The organism is Flavobacterium akiainvivens, from assembly GCF_001278115.1.
GTDB classification, from domain to species: Bacteria; Bacteroidota; Bacteroidia; order Flavobacteriales; family Flavobacteriaceae; genus Flavobacterium; species Flavobacterium akiainvivens.
In genome coordinates this window covers 2,547,459-2,571,784 of sequence record NZ_LIYD01000005.1, presented here as the reverse complement: position 1 = coordinate 2,571,784, position 24,326 = coordinate 2,547,459, and the positions used below count along the sequence as shown (strand labels likewise).

General features: G+C 46.6%; 16 protein-coding genes. 12 read left to right on the top strand and 4 right to left on the bottom strand.

The annotated features are described in order from the left end of the window. Positions 1-17 precede the first annotated feature (17 nt). The 4 genes from infB to AM279_RS11585 all read left to right on the top strand — a co-directional run bounded on the left by infB (position 18) and on the right by AM279_RS11585 (position 6,726). A complete protein-coding gene (infB, locus tag AM279_RS11600) occupies positions 18-2,996 on the top strand; it encodes a translation initiation factor IF-2 (protein ID WP_054408201.1) in 2,979 nt (992 codons plus the stop codon). 83 nt (positions 2,997-3,079) lie between these two features. After that, the gene (locus tag AM279_RS11595) at positions 3,080-5,263 is read left to right on the top strand and encodes an adenylate/guanylate cyclase domain-containing protein (RefSeq protein ID WP_054408200.1); all 2,184 of its coding nucleotides are present in this window, start codon (positions 3,080-3,082) and stop codon (positions 5,261-5,263) included. Beyond that, positions 5,263-5,847, top strand: coding sequence for an HD domain-containing protein (locus tag AM279_RS11590; RefSeq protein WP_054408199.1), 585 nt, complete (start codon positions 5,263-5,265; stop codon positions 5,845-5,847). The genes AM279_RS11595 and AM279_RS11590 overlap by 1 nt, the downstream gene beginning before the upstream one ends. Continuing rightward, positions 5,848-6,726, top strand: coding sequence for a YitT family protein (locus tag AM279_RS11585; protein ID WP_074961341.1), 879 nt, complete (start codon positions 5,848-5,850; stop codon positions 6,724-6,726). It abuts the gene before it with no gap. A 110-nt stretch (positions 6,727-6,836) separates the two neighbouring features. Here the strand turns inward: AM279_RS11585 and mutS are convergent, their stop codons facing one another. After that, positions 6,837-9,443: a DNA mismatch repair protein MutS gene (gene mutS, locus AM279_RS11580; protein WP_054408198.1), complete on the bottom strand. Its 2,607-nt coding sequence runs from the start codon at positions 9,441-9,443 to the stop codon at positions 6,837-6,839. Positions 9,444-9,745: 302 nt separating this feature from the next. Between mutS and AM279_RS11575 the strand changes: the two genes are divergently transcribed. Both AM279_RS11575 and AM279_RS11570 read left to right on the top strand, forming a co-directional pair. Beyond that, positions 9,746-10,285 (top strand): TrmH family RNA methyltransferase, encoded by a 540-nt coding sequence (locus tag AM279_RS11575; protein ID WP_054408197.1) that lies wholly within the window; start codon positions 9,746-9,748, stop codon positions 10,283-10,285. Positions 10,286-10,310: 25 nt separating this feature from the next. After that, positions 10,311-12,404, top strand: a complete 2,094-nt coding sequence (locus tag AM279_RS11570) for an Ig-like domain-containing protein (protein WP_054408196.1) — start codon at positions 10,311-10,313, stop codon at positions 12,402-12,404. 93 nt (positions 12,405-12,497) lie between these two features. Here AM279_RS11570 and folK read toward each other — a convergent pair whose 3' ends face one another. After that, the gene (folK, locus tag AM279_RS11565) at positions 12,498-13,634 is read right to left on the bottom strand and encodes a 2-amino-4-hydroxy-6-hydroxymethyldihydropteridine diphosphokinase (protein ID WP_054408195.1); all 1,137 of its coding nucleotides are present in this window, start codon (positions 13,632-13,634) and stop codon (positions 12,498-12,500) included. Between the two features lie 146 nt (positions 13,635-13,780). Between folK and sppA the strand changes: the two genes are divergently transcribed. From sppA to AM279_RS11545, 4 genes are all read left to right on the top strand, one after another. After that, complete coding sequence (gene sppA / locus AM279_RS11560) at positions 13,781-15,556, top strand: signal peptide peptidase SppA (RefSeq protein ID WP_054408194.1); 1,776 nt, start codon at positions 13,781-13,783, stop codon at positions 15,554-15,556. Positions 15,557-15,615: 59 nt separating this feature from the next. After that, positions 15,616-18,309 carry a DUF748 domain-containing protein gene (locus tag AM279_RS11555; protein ID WP_054408193.1) on the top strand — a complete coding sequence of 898 codons (2,694 nt, stop codon included), beginning with the start codon at positions 15,616-15,618 and terminating at the stop codon, positions 18,307-18,309. 91 nt (positions 18,310-18,400) lie between these two features. Beyond that, positions 18,401-20,170, top strand: a complete 1,770-nt coding sequence (locus AM279_RS11550; RefSeq protein ID WP_054408192.1) for a 1-deoxy-D-xylulose-5-phosphate synthase — start codon at positions 18,401-18,403, stop codon at positions 20,168-20,170. Positions 20,171-20,218: 48 nt separating this feature from the next. Continuing rightward, positions 20,219-21,169 carry a DUF3078 domain-containing protein gene (locus AM279_RS11545; protein WP_054408191.1) on the top strand — a complete coding sequence of 317 codons (951 nt, stop codon included), beginning with the start codon at positions 20,219-20,221 and terminating at the stop codon, positions 21,167-21,169. Positions 21,170-21,221: 52 nt separating this feature from the next. Here AM279_RS11545 and AM279_RS20640 read toward each other — a convergent pair whose 3' ends face one another. Both AM279_RS20640 and AM279_RS11540 read right to left on the bottom strand, forming a co-directional pair. Continuing rightward, positions 21,222-21,362 (bottom strand): hypothetical protein, encoded by a 141-nt coding sequence (locus AM279_RS20640; RefSeq protein ID WP_160316446.1) that lies wholly within the window; start codon positions 21,360-21,362, stop codon positions 21,222-21,224. A gap of 102 nt (positions 21,363-21,464) precedes the next feature. After that, a complete protein-coding gene (locus tag AM279_RS11540) occupies positions 21,465-22,994 on the bottom strand; it encodes a GH3 auxin-responsive promoter family protein (protein ID WP_054408190.1) in 1,530 nt (509 codons plus the stop codon). A gap of 41 nt (positions 22,995-23,035) precedes the next feature. On the opposite strand from AM279_RS11540, the gene AM279_RS11535 reads away from it, so the two are divergent. Together AM279_RS11535 and AM279_RS11530 are read left to right on the top strand one after the other, a co-directional pair. Further along, positions 23,036-23,830 (top strand): DUF2797 domain-containing protein, encoded by a 795-nt coding sequence (locus AM279_RS11535; RefSeq protein ID WP_054408189.1) that lies wholly within the window; start codon positions 23,036-23,038, stop codon positions 23,828-23,830. Between the two features lie 22 nt (positions 23,831-23,852). Next, entirely contained in the window at positions 23,853-24,296 is a 444-nt protein-coding gene (locus AM279_RS11530; protein WP_054408188.1) for a nucleoside deaminase, read from the top strand. Positions 24,297-24,326 lie beyond the last annotated feature (30 nt).

Sequence of the window (24,326 nt, the reverse complement as noted above, 5' to 3'; positions counted from 1 at the left end):
AATTGTAATAAAAATTTATGTCTGAAGAAAGAGTAATAAGAATAAACAAAGTTCTCAGGGAATTAAACATTTCGCTGGACAGGGCGGTTGACTTTTTAAAAGACAGCGGCCATGTTATTGAGGCAAGCCCAAATGCCAAGATATCCAACGAGGAGTATAATGCCCTATTTAACCAATTTTCTGCTGACAAAGGAAAAAAAGCCGCATCGTTAAAAGTAACCGAGGAGAAAAACAAGGAGAAAGAAGCGCTAAGGCTTGAAAGGGAGAAGGAGCTGGAGGAAAAAAGGAAGCAGGAAGAAGAAAGGCAAAGGCAGGAGGTTATCAGGGCAAGGGCTAACGTAAGTGGGCCTGTAGCCGTGGGCAAGATAGACCTTAACGCGCCTAAAAAGCCGGCACAACAACCCGCTTCTTCAGACGCACCTGCACCTGCTAAACCACAGCAGGAAGCAGCACCTGCACCACAGCCAGAGAAACCGGCAGCTCCTGAAGCAGCGGCAGCTCCAAAAGCAGAGGTAAAGGAAACTCCTAAACCTGTAGCAGAACAGCCTGAGCCGCAGCAACCGGCCGCACCAAAGGCAGAGGAAGCACCAAAAGCGGCCCCTGCACCGGCACAGCCACAGCAGCCGCAGGCACCTGCACAACCACAGGCGGCAGAAACACCTGCTGCACCGGGTGATGATAAAATTGAAACACAATATCAAAAACTTACCGGTGCTACTTTTACAGGCCAGAAAATTGACTTGTCTCAGTTTGAAAAGCCTAAGAAGAAAAAAGAAGATTTCCGCGGAAATAATAATAACAGGCCGGGTGGCAACCAGCAGGGCGGCAACGCAGCCGGTGGCCAGAATAATAATGCCAACAAGCCTAAACGAAACCGTATTGCGCCTAAACCGGGTCAGCCTGGTGCGCAACAAGGTGGCAACCAGCAGGGTGGTAACCGTCCTGGTGGGCCGGGTAACAACAACCGCCCAGGCGGGCCGGGTAACAACCGTCCTGGTGGGCCGGGCAATAACCGCCCTGGTGGGTTTAACAACCGCCCAGGTGGGCCGGGCAACAACCGTAACCAGGCTGTTGTAAATAAGGTAGAGCCTACCGATGAGGAGGTTAAAAACCAAATTCGTGAAACGCTTGAAAAACTTCAGGGCAAGGGTAATAAGAGCAAAGCCTCTAAATACCGCCGTGATAAGCGTGACACACACCGCCAGCGTAGTGACGAAGAGCAGCGTATGGCAGAGGAAGGAAGCAAAGTACTTAAGGTTACAGAATTTGTAACCGTGGGCGAAATTGCTACCATGATGGATGTGCCTATTACCAAAGTTATTGGTACCTGTATGTCTCTGGGTATAATGGTAACCATGAACCAGAGGCTTGATGCCGAAACCCTTAGTATTGTAGCAGATGAATTTGGCTATGAAGTTGAATTTATTACTACCGACATTGAGGAAAACATGGAGGTGGTAGAAGACCGCGAGGAAGACCTTACACACCGTGCGCCTATTGTTACTGTAATGGGCCACGTAGACCACGGTAAAACATCGCTTCTTGACTACATCCGTAAAGAAAATGTAATTGCAGGCGAATCAGGTGGTATAACCCAGCACATAGGTGCTTATGGTGTTACCCTTGATAACGGCCAGAAAATAACTTTCCTTGATACACCAGGCCACGAGGCGTTTACCGCCATGCGTGCGCGTGGTGCCCAGGTAACGGATATTGCTATTATTGTAATTGCGGCTGACGACGATATCATGCCACAAACAAAAGAAGCAATTGCCCACGCCCAGGCTGCAGGGGTGCCAATGATTTTTGCTATCAACAAAATTGATAAGCCAACGGCAAACCCTGAAAAAATTAAGGAAAAACTTGCCGGTATGAACCTACTTGTAGAAGACTGGGGTGGTAAATACCAATCACACGATATATCTGCAAAACAGGGTATAGGTGTTAAAGAACTACTTGAAAAAGTATTGCTTGAAGCCGAAATATTAGACCTTAAGGCTAACCCTGATAAGGCGGCTGTGGGTGCTGTGGTAGAAGCGTTTCTTGATAAAGGACGCGGCTATGTATCTACAGTGCTTGTACAGGGCGGTACACTTCGCGTGGGCGATTATGTACTTGCCGGTAAAAACCATGGTAAGATTAAGGCAATGCACGATGAACGCGGGCACAACGTTAAAGTGGCCGGGCCAAGTACGCCAATATCTATATTAGGCCTTGACGGTGCACCAACAGCGGGTGATAAGTTTACTGTATATGAAGACGAGCGCGAAGCCAAGCAAATTGCGGCCAAGCGTACGCAGCTTATACGTGAGCAAAGTGCCCGTACCAAGAAGCATACTACCCTTGCCGAGCTGGGCAGGCGTATTGCCCTTGGCCAGTTTAAGGAGCTTAACGTTATTATTAAAGGTGACGTGGACGGTTCGGTTGAGGCGCTTGCCGACTCATTCTCTAAACTGTCTACCGAGGAAATCGAAATCAAGATCATCCACAAAGGTGTAGGTGCTATTACCGAATCTGATGTGCTTCTTGCTTCGGCTTCTGATGCGATTATCATAGGCTTTAACGTAAGGCCAATGCCGGCGGCTAAACAGCTTGCCGACAGGGAAGAGATAGATATCAGGCATTACTCTATTATCTATGATGCTATTGACGACCTTAAAGACGCAATGGAAGGCATGCTTAGCCCTGAACTTAAAGAAGAAATTACCGGTACAGCCGAAATTCGTGAGGTATTCAAGATTTCTAAAGTGGGCTCTATTGCCGGCTGTATGATTACAGATGGTAAGGTGTTCCGTAACAGTAAGATCAGGCTTATCCGCGAAGGTGTGGTAATTTACACCGGAGAACTTGCTACCCTTAAACGCTTTAAAGACGACGTTAAAGAAGTCTCTAAAGGTTATGACTGTGGTATGCAGATTAAAAACTATAACGACATACAGGAGTATGATGTTATTGAAGCCTACCATGAAGTTGAAGTTACCCGTAAACTGAAATAAGTTTTAAAATAAATAACAGGAAATCCCGGCATATTGCCGGGATTTTTTTATGTTTACGGTTGAGATATATTGCCAACTAACCAATGCTTAAAAAATTACTCCTGCCCTTTGTCTTTCTGCTGTTTTATAATCCGTGTTTCAGCCAGGAAAACCGGTATTATCAAAAAAAGACCGACTCAATATTAAAGAAACTGCCATCTGTAAAAACAGACTCTTTAAAGATGGATGCCTATGTTAAGCTGGCCAAGATGGGACTGCTGACTAAAAAGCAGGATGACGCAGATAAGTATACCCGGCAGGCTTTAAAAGCTTCAAAATCTATAAAGTTATACAATGGTAAAGGAGGCGATTATCTTGTATATGCCGAAATACAACGGCTTTATGATGAGCAAAAAGAACGCGAATACCTGCTATTAGCCTATAATGCGGCTAAAAAAGCAGGCAACTGGATGGTAGCGGCATTTTCAGGCCGCATGTTAGGGTTTAACTACCAGGATACCAATTATAAAAAGGCGGTTGATTACTATACACAATCGGCAGAGCTATACAAAAAGCACAAGCGGTATACTGATTACTGCATGTCTGCCCAGTTGCTCGGCATGTATTATGTGTCAAAGTATAAGCTTACCGAGGCGGCAGACCTGAGCAACACGATGCTGGAAATAGCACAAAAACATAAGCTCGAAAAATATGTGGTGATTACAAAAGGCATCCAGGTGCAGTTATATGCTATTTTAGGCAATGACCAAAAAGCATTAGAATATACCTATGATCTGCTCAAAAAAGCCAATACCGGAAAATACAACTACATTAATACCTGTAGCTTGTATAGTTACCTTGCTGATTATTATAAAACAAAAAAAGATACTATAAAATCGGCTGAGTTTACTGATAAGCTTAAAAACTGTAACAACAGCAACCTTACTAAAATTGACCTTATGCTTAATAAGGCAAGTGCTTATGCCAACGAAGGCAATATCTCCAAAGCCCTTGCAGTGTATGATAAGGCGGCTGGTCTGGCCTTTTATGAAAAGCGCTATGACGCACTAACCACGGCGGGTGCGGCATGCTATAGCCTGGGTGACTATAACAGATCGCTTAACTACCACAGGCAGGGGCTTAGTATAGCCAAAGAACGTAAAATAGCCAAGCCTGTAGCTGAATGCGAAGCTTATGTAGGTGCTGCGTGCCTTGCAGTATCGAAAATTGACAACAACAAGGCGCTTTTAAACGAAGGTATTACGTTGTTGGAAAAATCGATAGTGTTTTATAAAAAAGTGCAGGATTATATTATGGCCTGCTCAATAGGCGGGCAATTATCTATGGCTTATGAGTTGGCCGGAAACGAGAAGCAGGCGCTGAGTGCCTATAAAGAATCTGCCATATATAAAGACAGCGCTGTAGATATATCTACCCGTCAAACGCTTATAACCAAGCAGGCACAGTATGAATACGGCAAGAAAGAAGCTGTTTTAAAAACCAGCCAGAAAGCAGCCCTTGAGCACGAACAAACCAACCGCAATTATGCTTATGCCGGGGTGGGGGTTTTGGTGTTTATTAGCCTTGGTGCGGGTGTGGCTTATTCGCGAAAGCGAAAGGATAACCGTATTATTGCCGCTGAGAAAAAACGCAGTGACGACCTGTTGCTAAATATACTCCCGGCGGAAGTGGCAGAAGAGCTAAAGACAAAAGGCGAGGCAGGTGCTAAGTACTATGACCATGTGTCGATAATTTTTACTGATTTTGTGGGTTTTACAAAGCTGTCGGAAAAATTTAGCCCCGAAGAACTGCTGCGTGAGCTTAACTACTGCTTTAAGGCATTTGATGAAATTATTACCAGACACAATATAGAAAAGATAAAAACCATTGGCGACAGCTACATGGCGGTTAGCGGGCTGCCGGCGGGTAATGCAGACCATGCCACAAATGCTGTGCATGCTGCCATAGAAATGCGTAACTTTATCGAAAATTATAAAGCCGAACGCAGCGCGCAGGGCCGCGTGTATTTTGAAATGCGCACGGGTATAAACACAGGCGAAGTTGTGGCCGGTATTGTGGGCATTAAAAAATTTGCCTATGATGTGTGGGGTGATGCCGTAAACATTGCCAGCCGTATGGAGAGCAATGGCGAGGGTGGTAAAATAAACATTAGCCAGAGCACCTATGACCTGGTAAAGGATGATTTTAATACCGAATACCGCGGCGAGATTGATGCCAAGGGCAAAGGCCACATAAAAATGTATTTTGTAGAACCCAAAATAAACTGATGGATATAAACGGGGCTAAGCAGTTTATCCTGCAAAAGCAGGAAGAAGAACTGCCCAAACATTTAACCTATCATAGCATTAATCACATTAAAGATGTGTATAATGCGGTTTGCCGCCATATTGAAGCCGCAAACATAACCGGAGATGACGCTATACTGCTTCAAACAGCGGCGTTGTTTCACGATTCGGGGTTTATGGTGCAGGCACAGGGGCATGAGGAAATTTCGTGTGGTTTTGCGAAAGAATACCTGCCGGGTTTTGGCTACAGCCAAAGCCGGATAGATGCCATTTGTGGCATGATTCGCGCTACTAAAATTCCGCAAATTCCGCATACACCACTGGAGGAAATACTGGCTGATGCCGACCTTGATTACCTGGGGCGTGATGATTTTCAGCCTATATCAAACAGTCTTTTTGAGGAACTTAAAAATATGGGAGTGGTAGATAGCGAAGCCGCCTGGAATCAGATGCAGGTGCGCTTTTTTGAAAGCCACCATTATTTTACTGCAAATGCCAAAGCCTGGCGCGAGGCTAAAAAACAAGAAAACCTGAATACCATAATACAAAAATTAACCAACCAATAAATGAACGCAATAATCAACAAGCTGCATATTAAAGATACACTTACTGATTATGTATATCTAATACTGGGCATACTTTCCATAAATTTTGCACTTAAGGGCCTGCTGATGCCCAACCACTTTTTTGACGGTGGTATAACCGGCCTTTCTATCCTGCTGCACGAAAAATACCATTTTGATATAGATATAGTTATAGTATTGCTCAACCTGCCGCTTGTGGCGTTAGGGTATAAGCTGGTGGGCAAAAAGTTTTTCTTTAAATCGCTTATTGCCATTGTGCTACTGGGGGTGTGCCTGCGCTGGCTTGATGTGCCGGAGCTTACACATGACAAGCTTATTATCTCGGCATTTGGAGGGTTTTTCATTGGCCTGGGTGTAGGTTTTGGTATGCGTGGCGGCTGTGCGCTCGATGGTATTGAGGTACTGGCGGTGTACACCGGTAAGCGCGTAGGCTTCACTATGAGCGAGATTATCCTGGGGCTGAACCTTGTTATATTCCTTATTGCTTCGGCGTTCTTTGGGCTTGAAAAAGCGTTTTACAGTATGCTTACCTACTTTGTTGCATCGCGCACTATTGCCTATGTGGTAGACGGTATACAGGAGTTTACGGGAATGACCATTATATCATCTAAAAGTGAGGAAATTAAGCGCTACCTGGTGCTTGAAATGGAAAAAGGCATTACCATTTATAAAGGCGAACGCGGTTTTATGAAAGACAGCTTTGAAGTAAGCGCCGATGTAGATATTATTTACACTGTAGTAACTCGCCTTGAAGTGCGCCGCTTAAAGGCCGCCCTGCATGAAATAGACCCCAAGGCATTTGTATTTAGCCAGTCTATTAAAGAAACTGCGGGTGGGGTGCTTAAGCGTAAAGAGCACTAAGCTTTCAGCGATTAGCGGTCAGCTTTCAGAAAAAAACGGATAGTCATATTATAATATAACTATCCGTTTTTTTTGCTTAGTAGCTAAGCGGCTCAGTAGCTAAGAAGCTTTTACTTAACCAACATCCTCTTAATCTCGTTTAGCTTCATGAGGGCTTCAACGGGCGTAAGGGTGTTTATGTCAAGGTTTACAATTTCTTCTTTTATTTCTTCCAGTAGTGGGTCGTCAAGGTTAAAGAACGACAGTTGCAGTTCGTCTTTGGCCTGTGCCTTAACGTTGGCAAGGGCTTCACCGCTGTGGTCTTTTTCTAATTTTTTAAGCAGCTTTTGCGCTTTTTGTATTACCGTTTGCGGCATGCCGGCCATTTTGGCTACGTGTATACCAAAGCTGTGTGCACTGCCGCCTTTTACCAGCTTACGGATAAACAGTACGTTGTCTTTCAGTTCCTTTACACTTACGTTGAAATTCTGGATGCGCTCAAAAATATCCTGCATTTCGTTAAGTTCGTGGTAGTGTGTGGCAAACAGCGTTTTAGGCTGTGAAGGATGTTCGTGCAAAAACTCGGCAATGGCCCAGGCGATTGAAATACCGTCGTATGTACTGGTGCCGCGGCCTATTTCGTCAAGAAGGATAAGGCTGCGGTCGCTCAGGTTGTTCAGGATGCTGGCGGTTTCGTTCATCTCAACCATAAAGGTCGATTCGCCCATAGAGATGTTGTCGCTCGCGCCCACGCGGGTAAAAATCTTGTCTACAATGCCCATACGCACGCTTTCGGCGGGTACAAAGCTGCCCATTTGCGCCAGCAACACAATAAGAGCCGTTTGGCGGAGTATGGCCGATTTACCCGACATATTCGGGCCCGTAATCATGATGATTTGCTGGGCAGCACGGTCAAGATACACATCGTTGGTTATGTAGGGTGTGCCTACCGGTAGCTGTTTTTCAATAACCGGGTGGCGGCCTTCTTTAATTTCCAGCTCAAAGCTGTCGTCTATAAGCGGCTGAACGTATTTGTTTTCTATGGCCAGCTGTGCAAACCCGGTAAGGCAGTCCATTTGGGCTACAAGCCCGGCGTTGAGCTGCACGGGTTTAATGTAGGTACTTATCCACACCACAAGCTGGTCAAACAGCTGGGTTTCCAGGGCGTGTATTTTTTCTTCGGCACCTAAAATTTTCGATTCATATTCCTTAAGTTCCTCGGTAATGTAGCGTTCGGCGTTAACCAAAGTCTGCTTACGTATCCACTCAGCCGGAACCTTATCTTTGTGCGTGTTGCGTACCTCTATATAGTACCCAAACACATTGTTGAATGATATTTTAAGCGATGTAATGCCCGTAGCCTGGCTTTCGCGCTGTTCAATACCCTCAAGGTATTCCTTACCACTGTAGGCAATGCTGCGCAGCTCGTCAAGCTCAGGGTGTACACCGGTAGCAATGGCATTGCCCTTGTTTATGGCAACAGGCGCTTCGGGATTCAGGGTGTTTTTAATCTTCTCGCGAAGCAGTTCGCAGGCATGCAGGCTGTCGCCAATGGCCTTTAGGGCTTCGTTGTCGCTTTCCAGCGCAAGCTGTTTTATGGGTACAATAGCATCAAGCGATTCTTTTAAATACACCACTTCGCGGGGCGAAATTTTGCCTGTAGCTACCTTGCTTATCAGGCGCTCCAGGTCGCTTATTTGCTTAATCTGGGTTTGTATGCGGGCTAAAATGCTGTTATTGTCTTTAAGGTAGGCCACCACTTCATGGCGGGCACGCACTTTATTGGCATCCTTTAACGGAAGTGCCAGCCAGCGTTTCAACAGGCGGCTGCCCATGGGGCTCAGCGTGCGGTCTATAACATCGAGCAGGGTAACGGCATTTTGGTTGGTGCTGTGGTATAATTCGAGGTTGCGAATGGTAAAACGATCCATCCAAACATAGGCGTCTTCGGCAATACGCTGAATGCTGGTTATGTGCTGCACACGGTTGTGCTGGGTTTCGCCCAGGTAGTATAACACCGCGCCGCTGGCAATAATACCCTCCTGTAATTCTTCTACACCAAAACCTTTAAGCGAGTTGGTGCCAAAGTGTGCTGTAAGGCTTTCAAAGGCATAGTCTTCTTTATATACCCAGTCTTCAAGAAAGAAGGTGTGGTGGTCTTCGCCAAAAGCTTCCCTGAAGGTACTTTTTTCGTTTTTGGCAACCAGTACCTCGCTGGGGCTGAAGTTTTGCAGCAGTTTGTCTATATAATCTTCATTGCCCTGTGCACAAAGGAATTCGCCGGTAGACACATCAAGAAATGAAATGCCTATGGTTTTCCTGCCAAAATATACTGAGGCCAAAAAGTTGTTCTGCTTGCTGTGAAGTACTTCATCATTCATGGCCACGCCGGGGGTAACCAGCTCTGTAACACCGCGCTTTACAATGGTTTTGGTCATTTTAGGGTCTTCCAGCTGGTCGCATATTGCTACACGCAGCCCCGCCTTTACCAGCTTGGGCAGGTAGGTGTTAAGCGAGTGGTGCGGGAAACCCGCCAGCGCTGTTTCGCTTTCGCTGCCGTTGCCGCGCTTGGTAAGGGTAATGCCCAATATACCGGCCGCCCTTATGGCATCCTGGCCAAAGGTTTCATAAAAATCGCCCACACGGAAAAGCAGGCACGCATCAGGATATTTAACCTTAATGGCGTTGTATTGCTTCATTAACGGGGTTTCTTTAGGGGCTTTCTCTTTGGTTGCCAAGGCTGTGGGTTTTAAAATGACTAAGGAGCGAATTTATCAAAAAAATATGCAACGGTAAAACTCAGGGCATGCCAACTTATACACAGTTATTAACCTTTGTTTTTAACCCGTTAACCTCAAAATACATACAGGCTAAAATGCCTGTTGTATGTTTGTGGCTCATAAGGTGATTTTAAGAAGCTGCAATAAAACACAACTATTCAGCTTTGGTTTTTAAACCGCTGCCACTTCCCGGCCGCGGTTTTTTATTGCCCTTAACAATCTATTGCCTTACTTTTACACCCTGATATAAATAAAACCCTATGAGAAAACTGGCCAATAGCGAACTGGACCGCAAGAGTGTGGAAGGCTTTAAAGAAGCCCAAAAAACGCCTGTTATTATTGTTCTTGATGATATAAGGAGCCTGCACAATATTGGTTCGGTATTTCGCACGGCAGATGCTTTTCTGGTAGAAAAAATATATTTGTGCGGCATAACGGCCACCCCGCCCAACAAAGAAATACACAAAACGGCCCTTGGCGCTACTGATACGGTGGCATGGGAGTATGAAAAAGACGTTTTAACCACCCTTACAACACTACAACAACAGGGGGTAACCGTGCTGGCCATAGAGCAGGTTGAAAACGCTGTGTTTTTGCAGGATTTTGAGCCCCAAACCGGTAAAAAATATGCCTTAGTGTTTGGCAATGAGGTAAAAGGGGTAAGCGAAGAAGCCGTAGCCCTGGCCGATGGCTGTATTGAAATTCCGCAGCTGGGCACTAAACATTCCCTCAACATTTCGGTAAGTGCGGGCATAGTAGTGTGGGATATTTTCAGAAAATTACAATACGCTGAAAATTAACCTACTATTTTTTTATTTTTACCGCATGAAGAAAACTATATCGTTTTATTACGCTTTATACGCCATTACACTTTTATTTTCGGCAAACGTTTTCGCCCAGGCAGACCAGCCACCGGTAGTGACCGCCGGGGGCGACCAGCTGTATTGCCCGGGTTCGCCTATGAATATTGTGCAGAGCTTTAACATAACCGACCCCGACGATACCGGCACTAATGCCATTTATATCCAGATATCTTCAGGATATGTGTCGTGGCAGGACCAGCTGAGCCTGGCTACTACAATACCTAACGTTACCGCGAGCTGGAATGCCACGGCAGGCAAGCTAACCATATCGGGCGTTGGCGGGCAGGAAGTGCCCTATGCTACGCTTATAGATGCGGTTAATAATGTGGTGTATACCTCTACAGCCCCAAACCCTACGGGCACGCGCACGTTTTCTATAACGGTGGGCGAGGCAAACTACCTGCCTTCAACCGGGCACTATTACAAATTTGTACCCCAGTATAACATAAGCTGGTCGGCTTCTAAAACAGCAGCTGAAAACAGCAACTATTACGGCCTGCAGGGCTACCTTGCTACCTTGCTTTCGGCAGAAGAAGCACAGCTGTGTGGCGAACAGTCAAACGGTAACGGCTGGATAGGCGGTTCAGACTCTCAAACTGAGGGTGTTTGGCGCTGGATGACAGGGCCCGAAGCAGGTGTTATTTTTTGGAATGGCGCCGCAAATGGCTCAACCCCTAATTATGCCAACTGGAACAATGGAGAGCCTAACAACTCTGGTGGCAATGAAGATTATGCACACATAACCGCACCGGGCCTTGGCATACCCGGCTCCTGGAACGACCTTTCTAACGAAGGTGATGGCTCAGGCCCTTATGCAGCCCAGGGTTATATTGTAGAATTTGGCGGTATGCCCGGCGATCCTGAGCTGCAAATATCGGGCAGTACTACCATTGCCATGGCAACCGTTACTGCCACCACCCCGGTTACGGCCTGCGGCGAGGGCAGTGTAACACTATTAGCTACTGTAAGTGCAGGCACACCACATTGGTATGAAAATGCCACCGGAGGCACTGTGCTTGCAACGGGTAACAGTTTTGCCACGCCGTCTATTGGCGCGCCAACTACCTACTATGTTTCGGCTTATGATGAAACCTGTGCCACCGCACCCCGCACGGCAGTTGTGGCTAACGTTACGGCAATACCTACCGTTACAGTTACTACTCCCGTAACTGCCTGCGATAACGAACCGTTTGCATTGCAGGGTATTCCATCGGCCGGGCAGGTATACTGGTATGATGCGCCAACAGGAGGTACTGCTTTTGCATCAGGTTCTAATCCATCGTTTGTAAATACAGCCGGACTAACATCGGTTTATGCGGAGGTTGTAAATAACGGGTGTACATCTACAGCGCGTGAGGAGGTAGTGCTGGTGTCTTATGCTGTGCCGGTAGTATCTCAAAATATTGAGATGGAGTTTTGTGAAGGTACAACACTTAGCCTGAATGCAGGTATTTCGGGGCTTACTTATCTTTGGAATACCGGTGAAACAACCGAAACCATTACTGTTACCCAGCCCGGCGATTATGAGGTGGAAATGACCAATGCCAATGGCTGTAGCGATATACAAACCTTTACCGTAGAGATGGTAAATGCCCCGCAGATTGCTAATATTGCATTTACCAATAATTCGGCTACGATAATGATGGTAAATACTGATATTGAAAATTTTGAGTTTTCGATAGATGGTGTAAACTATTATGCATCGCCCACGTTTGCAAACCTGCCTGCCGGACAGTATACGGGCTATGCACGTTCTGTTTTGGGCTGTGGGGTAGATAGCGACCGTTTTGTTATTTACCTTATACCCAAGGTTGTTTCGCCTAACGGCGATAATATAAACGATGTGTTTACCATTGCCGGCATGAGCGCCCTGCCGCGTGCCGAGGTACTTATTATGGACCGCTATGGCAAACTTATTGTGCAGCTAAACCGCACCAACCCGCGCTGGGATGGTACTGTAGACGGCTACCCGCTACCGGCTACCGATTACTGGTATATTATAAAAATTGACGACCAGACCCCGGAGATAAGGGGGCACTTTGCTCTGGTGCGATAGATTTAAGCCACTAATTTCACGAATTATCACTAATTTAATTGGTAACAATTCGTGAAATTAGTGGCTTTTAAAGTTCCTGTAGTGGCTTAATACTTATTTAACGGGTGCATTTTGCAACTGCTCCAGCACCCAGATGTAATCTTCCTGGCGGTTTACAAAATCGCGCCCGGTTATGTCGAGCAGCAATATATTTAGCCCAGTGGTAGAGCGTATGTAGTCTAAATACCCGCGGTTAATGTTTTCAAGGTAATCGGCAGAAATATCCTGTTCATAATCGCGGCCGCGTTTTTTAATGTTGCCCAGCAGCGCCTGGCTGTTTTGGTACAGGTATACATACAGCCCCGGGCGTGGAATTTCCTTATACAAAATATCAAACAGGCGGCGGTACAGGCGGTATTCGTCTTCGCCCAGGGTTACCCGTGCAAATATGAGCGATTTTACACTGTGGTAGTCGGCCACCACAAAATCGCTGAAAAGGTTCAGCTGTGCCAGGTCGTCTGTAAGCTGGCGGTAGCGCTCGGCTAAAAAAGACATTTCCAGCGAAAAGGCAAACCGCTGCGGGTCTTCATAAAACTTAGGTAAAAACGGGTTGTCGGCAAAGCGCTCCAATACCAGTTTGGCATTAAAATCTTCCGATATTTTTGTAGCTAATGATGTTTTACCCGCGCCTATATTGCCTTCTATGGCAATGTAGCCAAATTTATGCAGGGTGCTGCTTTCCAGGGGTTCGGGCAGCTTCATGATAAATTCGCACGGACTCTCATCGCCACTCAGCTCAATCAGGCGGTTAATGTCTTCCTTAAGCACAGGGTGCACCCAGCGTGGGTTGAGGTCGCGCAGGGGGTACAGCACAAAATTGCGCTGGTGCATGCGGGGGTGGGGTATGTGCAGGTGCGGCTCGTTTACCACATCATCATCAAAAGCAATAATATCTACATCTATAGTGCGCGATATATAGCCGCTGCCCTCAATGCGGGTGCGGCCACCCCTGGCTTCGGCATCAAGAATGACTTCTAAAAGTTCGTGGGCGGTTTTACCGGTGTGTACCAACAGGGCACAGTTGTAAAAGGCATCGCCCTCAAAGCCCCAGGCCGGAGTTTGGTAAATGCCCGATGTTTTTACCACAGTGGCAATATGGGCGTGTAGGTGGGCTATGGCATCCTGAATGTTCTCCAGGCGGTTGCCCATGTTGCTGCCTAACGATAAGATGGCGGTGTGCTGCATATTCATAGGCTACAAAGTAACTAAACATTTTTTTGTGCTGCCCCGTGTGTTGAAAACTATTGCAACTGTAATATTTTTTATGCTAAACATAAAAGCCCCTGTAACAATAGGTGTATTTTTGCTACTTATTTAAAAATTAAATCGTTCAATATATGCAATTCTTTAAAAATGTATTGTCTACCGTAGTGGGGCTGTTCCTGTTTTGCTTCCTGTTTTTTATTATAATAATTATAATAGGCGTTATGGCCGCAGCAGGCAGTAGCAGCAGTAATGATGTTGTTAAGGTAGAAGATAATTCTGTTATAGAACTTGACCTTGAAGATGTAACCGATGACTATTCGGGGAGTTTTAAATATACTGATTTCAGCCTTTTAGACCACACCTATAACGAAGGACTGGTAGATGTGCTGCGTGCACTTGACCACGCCAAGACCGACAGCCGTATAAAAGGCATTACCCTTACAAACAGCAATGCGAGCCTGGGTATGGCCCAGAGCAAGGCGCTTCGCGATAAGCTTGAAGAAGTTAAAAAAGCAGGCAAATTTGTGGTAGCCTATAGCGATGCCTACAGCCAGCGCGATTACTACCTTAATTCGGTGGCCGATACACTGTACCTTAACCCTGCGGGCGAGCTTGAATTTAAGGGCCTTAGCAGCGAGGTGCTGTTTTTTAAAGACTTCCAGGATAAGACCGGTGTAAAAATGGAGGTTATACGCCACGGTAAGTACAAAAGTGCCGTAGAGCCGTTTTTATCTAACGAAATGAGCGAGGCCAACCGCCAGCAAATAACCGAACTGCTTAATTCGGTATGGGCATCGGTAGCCGAAGATATAAGCAAAAGCCGTAAGATACCGGTGGCCACCCTTAACAATATTGCCGACAGCCTGGGTGCGCGCACACCCGAACGTGCCAAAGCCGTTAAACTTATTGACAAGATAGGCTACCAGGATGAATATGAAAACGGTATTAAAAAAGCGCTTAGCCTTAGGAAAACCGAAGAGTTTAATACCGTAGATGTGCTTGATTATGTTAAGGCCACATTGGGCGAGGTTCAGGCAAATACTTTTACTAACGATATTGTAGCCATTATATATGCCCAGGGCGATATAAACGGTGGCGAAGGCGATGTTAACGTTATTGGCGAAGAATCCATTCGCAGGGCGTTTAAGGAAGCCCTTGCCGATGACGGTGTTAAGGCCATTGTGCTGCGTGTAGATTCTCCCGGGGGCAGCGCCCTTACCAGCGAGCTTATTTGGCGTGAGGTAGAACTGGCTAAAAAACGCAAGCCGGTGGTGGTAAGCATGGGTAACTATGCGGCCAGCGGCGGGTATTACATATCATGCGGTGCCGACCGTATTTTTGCCGAACCCAACACCATTACAGGGTCTATAGGGGTGTTTGGCGCACTGCCTAACCTTACCGGCCTGGCTAATAAGGTGGGCATACATGCAGAGGAAGTGAGCACCCATGCCAACGCAACCGGTTACAGCGTGTTTACCCCGCTTAAAGAAAGCACCCGTGGCTATATTACAGAAGATATTGAAGACGTATACCAAACATTTGTAAGCCGTGTGGCTGCAGGCCGCAAAATGAGCCCTGAAGCGGTTGATGCCATTGCGCAGGGGCGTGTATGGAGCGGTTCTGAAGCGCTTAAAGTGGGGCTTGTAGATGAGCTGGGCGGGCTTGATAAAGCCGTTGCCCATGCTGCAAAGCTGGCTAAATCTAAAAAATACGGCACGCTGGACTATCCTGTATACGAAAAAGAATTTGGCGATATGTTTAAAGGCCTGGGCTTTGCCAAAACCAAGGAAGAACTTATAAAAGAAGAGGTGGGCGCCGAAGCCTATGAGGTTATGCAACGCATAAAACGCATTTCTCAGCTTAAGGGTGCACAGGCCGCAATGCCTTATGAAATAAATATAAGATAAGATTGGTTAAATAATCTTTTGCACAATTATTGCTATCTTTAAACCAAAATAATTGTACCATGGTTAAGAAGATATTAAAGTGGACGGGCATTGTGCTGCTGGTGCTTATTATAGCGCTGTTTACGCTGCCGTTTTTGTTTAAAGACAAAATTAAGGAGCTTGTAATAAAAGCCGTTAACGAGCAGGTAGATGCTACCGTGGCAGTGGGCGATGTAAGCCTTAGCCTGTTTAGCCATTTCCCCAAGGCGAGTGTTAGTGTAGAAAAGCTTAGTGTTATAAACAAGGCCCCGTTTGCCGGCGATACCCTTGTGTATATGGGCGAAATAAACCTTAACATGAGCATTAAGGAGCTGTTTAAGGGCGATGGCGAAGCCATGCAGCTGGAGTCGTTTAGTACTAAAGACGGTGTGGTAAACATCCTTTTTGATAAAGACGGCCGCGGCAACTTTGATATTGCACTTAAAAACGCAGAAGAAAATAAAACCGAAGAAGAAAAGGCAAGCAAGCCTTTTGCCCTTACCATACAGGAATACAAGGTAGAGAACCTTAAATTCCGTTATTATGACGAGCGCAGCAAAATGCGCGTGGTTATTGACAGCCTTAACCACAACGGCGTGGGCAACTTTGCCGCCAATAAGCTGGACCTTGACACGCATACCGATGCCACACTTACGCTGGATATGGATAAGGTAAACTATATGCGTGCCGTAAAGCTTAAGCTGGATGCCATATTGGGTATGGATATGGATAAGAGCATTTATACCTTTAAGGAAAACAAGGCATTCATTAACCAGATGGGCCTTAAATTTGGCGGAAGCGTAGGCCTGCTTGAAGCCGGTCAGCAAATAGACATTACGTTTGAAACGCTGGAAACATCGTTTAAAAACTTCCTGGCGCTGGTACCCGAAAGCTATAGCGGCAGCCTGGCCGATGTTACCACTAACGGCAACTTTACCGTTAAGGGCAGGGCAAACGGCCTGTACAGCGAAACCACGGTGCCTAAATTCAACATAGAGTTTGCTTCAAACAACGCATCGTTTAAATACAAAAGCCTGCCTAAGGCCGTTGAAAACATCTTTATCGATACCAAAATCATCAACGAAAGCGGTGTGCTTAATGATACCTATGTAAACATAGATAAGTTTGCCTTCCGTATAGACCAGGATGTTTTTGATGCCAATGCACACATTCGCAATGTGGCAGACAACCCGCTTGTAGATGCCAAATTAAAAGGTACGGTTAACCTGGGTAATGTTACCAAGGCTTACCCCGTGCAGCTTGATGTGCCGCTAAGCGGTATCCTTAAGGCTGATGTGGAAACAAAATTCGACATGAAATCGGTTGAAACCGGTGCTTATGAAAAAATACAGAACAACGGCAGCATAAGCCTTAGTGGCTTTAATTATAAGCCGGATGGGTTTAAGAGCCCGTTTGTTATCAGCCAGGCTAATGTGGCGTTTAACCCAAGCCGCATAACCCTGAGCAAATTTGATGCTAAAACCGGCAGCAGCGATATTGCCATTACCGGTTCGCTGGATAACTTCTATGGCTTTGTTTTCAAAAACCAAAACCTACAGGGCAACTTTGCCATGAACAGCAACAAGCTGGTAGTGCAGGACTTTATGGCTGCCGAAACTACAGCAGCTGCCAAACCTGCCGTAACCGCTGAAGGCGAGGCCAAGCCTGCTGCAAAACCGGCTACCACAAGCGATGCGGTTAAAATACCGGCGTTCCTGGATTGTACCATTACGGCCAATGCCAAAAGCGTGGTATATGATAACCTGAACCTTACTAACGTTCAGGGTAAGATGATAATTAAAGATGAGGCGGTGGCGCTTCAAAATGTAAAGACCAATATTTTTGGCGGTGCCATTGGCTTTGCCGGAAATGTGTCTACCAAGGGCAAGGTGCCTACCTTTGAAATGGGCCTTGACCTGAGCAGCCTTGACATTACACAGAGTTTTACACAGCTGGATATGCTGAAAAGCATAGCGCCTATTGCCGGTGTTATTGCCGGTAAGCTTAACGCCGATGTAAAGCTTAAGGGTAACCTTGATGCCAAAGAAATGACGCCCGACCTTAAAACCCTTACCGGTAGCCTTTTGGGCGGCCTTGCGGGTACAAGCATTAATGCTAACGAGAGTAAGCTGCTAAGCACGCTGCAAAGCAACCTTAAGTTTGTTGACTTCTCTAAAATAAACCTGAACAAAAACCTGAAGATAGGTTTTGAAGACGGCAAGGTAAGGATTGAGCCGTTTGAGCTGAAATACCAGGATATATCGGTTAAGATAGACGGTACGCACGGTTTTGACCAGACTATGAGCTACAACCTGGCGTTTGATGTGCCTGCAAAATACCTGGGCAGTGATATTAGCAAGCTGCTGGCTACCCTTAAACCGGCCGATGCCAACAACCTGAGCGTGCCTATTAATGCTGTGCTGGGTGGCACGTTTAAGAGCCCTAAAGTTACAACCGACCTGAAACAATCGGTAACCACCCTTACCAACCAGATTGTGCAGCAGCAAAAAGACAAGTATGTAGATAAGGCCAAGGCCAAAGGCGAGGAGCTGCTGGGTAACCTGTTAGGGGGCAATAAAAACAACAACACTAACGGCACCACCACCCCGGCCGATACTACTAAAGCCGCTGCACCAAAAGGCGAGGAGCTAAAGCAGCAGGCAAAAGATAAGGCTAAGGAAGCCGCTGCCGAAGCCGCCAGGAACCTCTTTAAAAAGCAAGACAAGAAAGAATAAGCCCAATAAGGGTAATATAATAGGGGCTGCCGTTGGGCAGCCCTTTTAGTTTGTAGCGACCCTGTTTTAAATTTATGCTAACTTTGCAGTAATGGAACACAACCTTCTTGACCAAATACAGTCGCCCGATGATTTGCGCAGGCTTACCCCGCAGCAGCTGCCACAGCTTGCCGCACAGCTGCGCCGCTTTATTATTGATGTGGTATCGGTAAAAGAAGGGCACCTGGGTGCCAGCCTGGGCGTTACAGAGCTTACCATAGCACTGCACTATGTGTTTAATACGCCCGATGACCAGCTGGTGTGGGATGTGGGCCACCAGGCATACGGCCACAAAATACTCACCGGCCGCCGCGATGCCTTTGATACCAACCGGCAGTGGGGTGGCATAAGCGGTTTCCCAAAGCGCAGCGAGAGCGTGTATGATACCTTTGGCACCGGGCACAGCAGTACGTCTGTTTCGGCGGCGCTGGGCATGGCTATAGCCTCTAAATTACAGGGCAATACAGGCCGCAGCCACATAGCGGTTATAGGCGATGCGAGTATAGCATCGGGTATGGCGTTTGAAGGGCTTAACCATGCGGGAGTGACGGATGCCAACCTGCTGGTAGTGCTAAACGACAACGCCATAGGCATAGACCCTGCCGTGGGTGCGCTAAAGGATTACCTCACACAGGTAAAGCAGGGCCGCAACCCAAGGCAAAACAACATGATTAAGTCGCTTAACTTTGATTATACCGGACCTGTAGACGGGCACGACCTTGAGGCGCTCATCCGCGAGCTTACAAGGCTTAAGGGGGTTAAGGGGCCTAAGTTCCTGCACGTGATTACCACTAAAGGGAAAGGGCTTAAACAGGCTGAGGAAGACCAGGTTAAGTATCATGCCCCCGGCAAGTTTGACCGCCTTACCGGTGAGATTCTGGCTAAAGCTGAAGACGGGCTTCCGCCCAAGTACCAGGATGTGTTTGGGCTTACCCTTGTGGAGCTGGCACAGCAGAACGACAAAATAATAGGCATAACCCCGGCCATGCCCAGCGGCAGCTCTATGAAGTTTATGATGGAGGCTTTCCCCGAAAGGGCGCTTGATGTGGGTATTGCAGAGCAGCACGCCGTTACCCTGGCTGCCGGTATGGCTACACAGGGCATGGTGGTGTACTGCAATATATACTCTACTTTTTTGCAACGCGCTTACGATCAGGTAATTCATGATGTGGCGCTGCAAAACCTGCCCGTAATTTTTTGCCTTGACCGCGCCGGGCTTGTGGGCGAAGACGGTGCCACCCACCACGGCGTGTTTGACATTGCCTACCTGAACTGCATCCCGAACCTTATTGTTTTTGCCCCGCTTAACGAGGTTGAGCTGCGCAACATACTCTACACGGCCCAGCTTGGGTTGCCGCACCCTATTGCCATTCGCTACCCGAGGGGCAGGGGCCAAAACACAAACTGGCAGCTGCCTTTTGGGCGTATCGAAATGGGCAAGGCCATCGAATTGAAAAAGGGGAGTGAGGTTGCTGTGCTTTCCACCGGCACAATAGGCAACAATGTAGCGATTTCAATTTCCGAAAGTGAAAAATTAGGCCTTTTTTCGCACTGGCACTTCGGGTTTATAAAGCCGCTTGATGAGGTTGCGCTGCACCATATTTTTACCACCCATAAAAAAATCATAACCGTAGAAGACGGTACAGTTACCGGTGGTTTTGGCAGTGCAATTTCTGCATTTGCTGCAAAGCACAATTACAGGCTGGAAGTCAGAATATTAGGTGTGCCCGATGCATTTATTGAGCACGGCACGGTACATCAGCTACAACAATATTGCGGTATTGACGTTAAAACCTTAACAGATATTTTTTCAGAATATTGAAATTGCCGACTTTTGTAGGCGTTTTTCCCATCTAAAAGAACACGTTACATGAAATTAAGAGCCGCCTTAATTGCCTTACTTTTTATTGCAACCTCTCAAATAACTCATGCACAGGTGCTTATAACCACCACGTTGCCCGATAGTATTAGCTACTGGGAGCGCACTAACCGCATAGGCCTCGATATTAACGAGATAGCCTTTGTAAACTGGAGTGTGGGTGGTAACAACTCGGTATCGTTACTGGCTAAGGGTAACTTTGTGCGCAAGTACAGCAAAAAGAATGTTAACTGGCATAACGAGTTGATATTCAGGTATGGACTTAACAGCCAGGAAGGCCAGGAAGTGCGTAAAACGGATGACCAGTTTCAGTTTAACTCTACTTTTGGTTACCGTAAAGACAGTGTAACCAACTGGTTTTACAGCGCTAAATTTACTTTTACCACCCAGTTTGCAAACGGTTACAGTTATCCGAATACCGAAACCGAAATATCAGGCCCTTTTGCACCGGCTTATATTTTCCTGGGTATTGGTGGTGAATATAATCGTAAAGACCTGGGACTCACGGCTTATTTCTCTCCGTTAACGGATAAGACCACGTTGGTATTAAACCAGATGCTTGCCGATAAGGGGTCTTTTGGTGTACAAAAGGCTATACTTGATGCCGACGGAAACGTATTGGTTAACGGTAAAAAGACCCGTACGGAATTGGGTATACTGCTTACCAACCAGTTTAAACGACAGGTTTTCAAGAACATAATGCTCGACCAGCGTACTACGCTGTATACGGATTACCTCAATAATTTTGGTAATATAGATGTTGATTTTCAGTTTAGCCTTGATATGACTGTTAATGAGTATGTTAGGGCTAATATTGGTGCCCACATAATTTATGACGACGATATTAAAGCCACTGAAGAAGTAGCCGGTGAAGTAGTGCAGGTAGGCCCTAAAATGCAGCTTAAGCAAATGGTGGGTGTAGGGTTAAGTTACACATTCTGAGTAGATTATTGTATATTTGCTATAGAAAAAGGCCGTCACGTGACGGCCTTTTTTATGAGTTTGCCTTAACGGCAGGTGTTGTTTTTTGCGACTCTACTATGCAGCGGCCGCCACGGCAACCATAGCGCGGCCTTGTTGAGCATGAGGCCAGTAGTAATGTTGCAGCACCAATTAGCAGTAAGTTCCTCTTCATAAAAATCATCTTCATCATCTTGCTTATTAATCCGTTAGTGCCCAGTAATAAGCAAATGCAATGCCAAAGCGTGTAACGTGTTGTAAATTTGAATGTTAAAGTTTATACCACGCTGCCCGCCTGCTGCATATCCTTAAGCTGTTGCAGGTAATGGCGTTCGTTACTAAGGCGCGGGATTTTGTGCTGCCCTCCCAGTTTATCCTGCTCTTTGAGCCAGTCATAAAACAGTTTGGGGCGTGCCACGTTAAGCACCAGTGGGTTAAGCGTCATGTTATTATATCGCTTGGCTTCATAGTCAGAATTAAGGCTTTGCAGGGTTTCATCAAGTGTTTTACGGAAATGCTCTACATCCACAGGTACCGACTTAAATTCTACCATCCACTCGTGGGCGCCTTTTTCCTTACCATCCATAAATACGGGGGCTACGGTATAGTCAATAACCTCCGCGCCGGTAATTTCGCAGGTGCGGGCTATGGCGGTATCGGTATTTTCAACCATTAATTCTTCGCCAAAAACATTAATATGGTGCTTGGTACGGCCGCTAACCTTAATGCGATGCGGCTTAAGCGATGTAAAACGAACGGTATCGCCTATCATGTAGCGCCACAGGCCGCCGTTTGTGGTAATGACCACGGCATAGTTCCTATTGAGCTCTACCTCGCTAAGCGGTATAACGCGCTGGTTGGTAGTGCCAAAGGTATCCATAGGGATAAATTCATAGAAAATACCGTAGTCCAGCATCAGGAGCAGCTCATTGCTGTCGTTGCTGTCCTGTATGGCAAAAAAGCCTTCGCTGGCGTTGTATATTTCGTAGTACTTAAAGTCGGCTTTGGGCAGTATCTTCTTATACTGCTCGCGATACGGCTCAAAGCTTACCCCACCGTGAAAATACACCTCAAGGTTGGGCCACAGCTCCAGCAGGTTTGTCTTGCCGGTTTCTTCCAGGGCGCGGTTCAGGAGTACCATCATCCAGCTGGGCACGCCTGCAAAGCTTGTAACGTTTTCATGCACGGTTTCCTGCACAATGGCGGCCAGCTTGGTTTCCCATTCACCCATAAGCGACACGCGGTTGCTTGGGGTGCTGCTAAACTCGGCCCAAAAGGGCATATTGTCTATCAGTATGGCCGAAAGGTCGCCAAAAAAGGTGTTGTTGTCTTCATACAGCTGCTTGCTTCCGCCCAGGCGTAATGATTTGCCGGTAAAAAGCTGGCTGTCTTCGTTATTGTTCAGGTACAGGCACAGCAGGTCTTTACTGGCCTTGTAGTGGCAGTTCTCCAGCGCATCGGCACTTACCGGAATAAACTTGCTCTTGGCATTAGTAGTGCCGCTTGATTTGGCAAACCATTTAATGGGGGTAGGCCAAATCACGTTTTGCTCGCCGCGGCGGGTTTGCTCAATAAGGTGCTCCAGGTCTTCGTAGGTAGATACCGGAACACGCTCTGCAAAGGTGCGGTAATTGCTAATGGACGAAAAGTCGTATTTCCTGCCAAAGGCAGTGTATTCGGCTGTGTTTATAAGGTTGTGAAGCAGTTCTTCCTGCACCTCGTTAGGGTACTTTAAGAACAGTTCCATATCGTGTATCCGCTTTTTAAGGAACCACGATGCTATAGAATTAATAATGGGCAATGCCATAAATTATAGTATCTTTATTGCCCTAAATATAGTAAATTTCTATGCAGTACGAAGGCGTTTTAACAAAAATGCAAACCCAGGCCGGTGCACCCATACAGTATTACCTTGTTTTTGAGGATAGTTTTATACACATGAACCAGCTGCTGGGCCAGCCCCTTGAGATTAATTTTTTAGGATATAAGTGCCTTAACTGCGGCAAAAAGAAGAAAATTTACCGCAATGGTTTTTGCTATGATTGCTTTTATAGCAGCCCTGCGGCAGGCGACTGGATTATGCGCCCCGAGTTAAGTACAGCCCACCTGGGCATTGCCGACCGCGACCTGGAGTATGAAACAAAAGTACAGGTACAGCCCCATGTGGTGTACCTGGCCTCAAGTAGCGATATGAAGGTGGGGGTAACCCGAAAAACACAGGTGCCCACCCGCTGGATAGACCAGGGTGCCAGCTTTGCCACTCCACTTGTTGAAGTGCCTAACCGTTACCTGGCCGGTATTACCGAAGTAGCGCTTAAAGCCCATTTTAGCGACAAGATTAACTGGAAAAAAATGCTGCTTAATGATGTGGCAGTTATTGACCTTATTGCCCGCCGAAACGAAGTAGCCTCGCTGCTTCCTGCTGAGGTACAGCCCTATTTTGAAACCACGCCCGAAAAGTTGTACACGCTGGAATACCCGGTGCTGGAATATCCTAAAAAAATAAGCAGCCTAAACCTTAGCACTACACCTTTTTACAGCGGTAAGCTGATGGGTATAAAAGGGCAGTACCTTATTTTTGAAGACGGCACGGTTATGAATGTGCGCTCTTTTGAGGGATTTGTAGTGAGTATAGCTGTTTAATTACAGGCCAATCTTTTATAGTATGGAAAACATTTTTACCCACGAGTATTTCATGAAAAAAGCGCTCAACGAGGCGCATATAGCCTTTGAAAAGGGCGAAATACCCGTTGGCGTGGTGGTTGTGGTAAACGACAAGGTAATTGCCCGCGGGCACAACCTTACCGAAATGCTTACCGATGTTACTGCCCATGCCGAAATGCAGGCCATAACCGCTGCGGCAAACTTTCTTGGTGGTAAATACCTAACAGGCTGCACGCTTTATGTTACGCTTGAGCCGTGCCAGATGTGTGCCGGTGCGCTCTACTGGAGCCAGGTGTCTAAAGTGGTATATGGCGCGGCAGATGACCACCGCGGCTACCGTGCCATGGGGGGTAAGCTGCATCCTAAAACCGAAGTGGTTACGGGTGTAATGGCAGAAGAATGCAGTAGTTTAATGAAAACGTTTTTTCAGCAAAGAAGGCGCTGATTTTCAGTTGGGTTATTTCTTAAGAAAATT